The 2,485-nt window shown below is 65.7% G+C and carries 2 protein-coding genes; one reads left to right on the top strand and one right to left on the bottom strand.

From position 1 onward, the window contains the following. Nucleotides 1–1,265: PAS domain-containing protein (locus U9980_RS24015; RefSeq protein WP_322770007.1), on the bottom strand; the 1,265-nt coding region annotated here is incomplete at its 3' end. A gap of 475 nt (nucleotides 1,266–1,740) precedes the next feature. Here U9980_RS24015 and U9980_RS24020 point away from each other — a divergent pair. Next, nucleotides 1,741–2,485 (top strand): ABC transporter substrate-binding protein (locus U9980_RS24020; RefSeq protein WP_322770008.1); only part of this gene is annotated, 745 nt, incomplete at its 3' end.

A 2,485-nucleotide genomic window follows, 5' to 3' on the forward strand; every position in this document is an offset into this window, starting at 1 on the left:
CGGAGCCGACCCATGGTCGCGGCGGCGTGGACTCCGTGACCCACAACGTCCCCTATGACCAGCGCAACGCGGGTTCCGGACAGCGGGATCACGTCATACCAGCCTCCCCCTACCCCCATGGCGGTACCGGCCGGCAGGTACCGGGATGCGACATCCACCGCCGTCTGCGCGGGCAGTCGCTGCGGAAGGAGGCTGCGCTGCAGCGTGAGCGCGGTCGCACGTTCACGGGTATAGCGACGGGCATTGTCGATGGCCACTGCCGCCCTGGTGGCAAGTTCATCGGCAAGGATGAGATCATCCTGCTCGAACGGTTGCGCCCGCCGGTGACGAGCAACGGTGACCACGCCCACAGTGGTACCACGGGCACGCAACGGCACGTACATCACCGAATGGAACCCGCACCGGCGAACCGCGGCGGTCCGGTTGGCATCCGCGGCGATCCAGGCAGCCAGCTCGGGGTCGGAGATGTGGTAAAGCGCGGACCGGCCGGCCGCCAGGGTGCGGGCAGGAGGCGAGTAGTCCGGATAGATCTCCACCTGCCCCGGCTCGACCACGATGTCGGGACAGCCATCAATGACTGACAGGTGCGCGGCACGGCGCAGCCTGACCGGGCCGTGCAGCGGACTGGCAACCGGTTCGTGCCCCTGGTACACCGACTCGAGCAGGTCGACGCTGACCCAGTCGGCGAGGCCGGGAACGGCCACCTCCGCCAGTTCCTGCGCGGTGCGGGCCACGTCCAGCGTGCTGCCGATACGGGTACTCGCCTCGTTCAACAAGGCCAGCCGCTGTTGGGCCACATGCTGCTCGCTGACATCGAATGCCGCGCTGTACACGCCTCGGATCCGCCCGCCCCGATCCTTGACCGGCGACATACTGATGGCCAACGCCCGGCTGTCGGAGTCGATGAGAACGGGACCGACAACCGTGACGTGCACCGGTTGACCCGTCTGTACCACCTGGCGAAGCTGCTCGACCACCTGGCGAAGCTGCTCGGAAGCCATGTCCAGACCGGGCATGGCCGGCAGCAACTCGTCCAGGTATCGCCCGCGCTCGTCCGCTTGGTGCAGGCCGAGCTGTCGGCGCGTTGCGGCGTTCATCCGGCGGATCCGCAGGTCGGTGTCGTAGAGCGCCAGATAGAGCGGGGACTGCTCGAACGCCCAGTCCAGCAGCGGCCAGTCATCGTCCCTGCTCCGCCCAGCTGGATCGGAGAAATCACCGATCCGGTCGCCAGAGGTGACGGCATGCACATCATCGGACTGGCCCACATCCCGGTCCTGCCCAACGAGTTCCCGCATGAACCGGCCAGTCAGGCACTACCCGCGAGACCCTGATCGTGGCACTCTCCGCAGCCGGACCGCCGGTATCGACGATTCGGCTGGACTGCCGTCCAGGCATCGTCTGTCATCTCGCCGGGCGCTCCACGGTCGACGCCCATCGGACCGGCATCCTGATTGACCTCATTGAGCCGCTGACTCTACGATGTCGAGCCGGACGGTACGCGATGGTCGTCCGCTGCGCCGGTCCGCTGCTTCGGTCCGCTGCTTCGGCCCTCCTCGCCGCGACCGGGACCTCCCGAGGTCTGGGTCAACGGCCGTGTTGACACGGGAGGACGACCGCTACGGAACACCACTTGGCAAGCCGCCTGAGAAACACCGCGGCACACGCCTACCATAATAAAGTTTAGCAAGCTAGTGGAGGGCCGTCTTGCAATTTCGTTTTGCCTTTCATCGGTGGCATGCGATGGCCGTCGTTGCTGTTGTTCTCGTCACCGGCTGTGGTAGCGCCGACACACAGAAAACTTTAGCGAAAACAAGTTGTCAGACACCCGGAATCAGCCCGACAACAATCAAGATCGGGCTGCTCTTCCCCAATTCAGGCCCGGCCGCACCGCAGTTCGCAGACTTCCGCTCCGGTGTCGATGCACGTATCGGGCTGGCGAACAGCCAGGGCGGAGTGGACGGACGTAAGATCATCTACGACTGGGAGGACGACGCTTCCGACCCGGCCACGAATCTCGCCGCCGCCACAACGCTCGTCGAAAGCTCTCAGGCCTTCGCCGTCATCGAGTCCAGCAACGTCTCCAGCAGGTCAGCCGCCTACCTGCACAACAACGGAATACCCGTGGTCGGCAGCGGCGCGGAAGCCGTCTGGAGCGAGAACGACAACATGTTCACCTGGTCGAAATACCTCACCGCCGGCCCGGCATTGTCGACCTGGGGAAGCTTCGCGCGAAACCGGGGTGGCCGGAAAGCGGCCGTGCTCCGCATCGCCTTCAGCGAGTCGTCGGCCATCTTCGCGCAGAAGATGACAGAAAGCCTGAAGGCGGCCGGGATCGACGTCGTCTACACCGACCAGGTCTCCGCGACCGGCACGGACCCGGCCAGCATCGCCATGAAGATCAAAAACTCTGGTGCCGACGTCCTCACCGGCGGCCTCACGGTCGACGCCTTCGCCAGCATCGCCGCCGCCGCCAATCGGGCACAGG

It is taken from the genome of Protofrankia sp. Cr1 (genome assembly GCF_963555865.1).
Taxonomy (GTDB): domain Bacteria; phylum Actinomycetota; class Actinomycetes; order Frankiales; family Frankiaceae; genus Protofrankia.